The sequence below is a fragment of the Halorubrum sp. SP3 genome (genome assembly GCF_005435195.1).
In the GTDB taxonomy this organism is placed as follows: domain Archaea; phylum Halobacteriota; class Halobacteria; order Halobacteriales; family Haloferacaceae; genus Halorubrum; species Halorubrum sodomense.
Genome location: NZ_SGTU01000281.1, coordinates 1 through 543, shown reverse-complemented (window position 1 = coordinate 543; position 543 = coordinate 1). Strand labels below are relative to the sequence as shown.

The window sequence follows — 543 nt, the reverse complement described above, 5'->3', positions numbered from 1 at the left end:
GACCTCGAAACCGACATTACGGAAATCGTCTCTGCCCGCTTCCTTTCGACCTCGACCGAAACGCAGTTCGAGACGTTCCAGATTCAGGGTTCGTTCACCGTGGACAAGCTCGTCAACACGCAGTCCGGTGAAGAAGTGACCTCGACGAGCTTCGAGAACTCTGAGCCGCAGACTGACTCGAACTACATCACGCAGGACGAGTGGGACCAGCTCGAACAGCAGAATCAAGAGCTGATCGAGAAGTACGAGAACTCGCAGTCCGGTGGTGGTATCGACCTCGGGCAATTCGACATGTTCGGTATCCCCGGTGAGATAGTCGCCGTTATCGCCGCCGCGCTCGTCGCGCTCGGCGTCTTGGGCAACTGACCATGCTCCCCCGATTTTTCCTGATCGCGGTCGTGGTAGTGGCCTCGCTGTCAGGCGCCGTCGCCGCACAAGACGCCCCGAACGCGACCGTTGAGAACTCGACTGCTGGCGAACAGGTCAACACCTGTTCCGAGGAAATCACCCCGACGCTCCGCCTCTGCTCCGCTGACTATGTCG

At 59.3% G+C, this 543-nt stretch carries 1 pseudogene; it reads left to right on the top strand.

What is annotated here, in order from left to right:
* A pseudogene (locus tag EXE42_RS16570) lies at window positions 1-366 on the top strand (hypothetical protein); the annotation flags it as partial.
* Window positions 367-543: the final 177 nt, after the last annotated feature.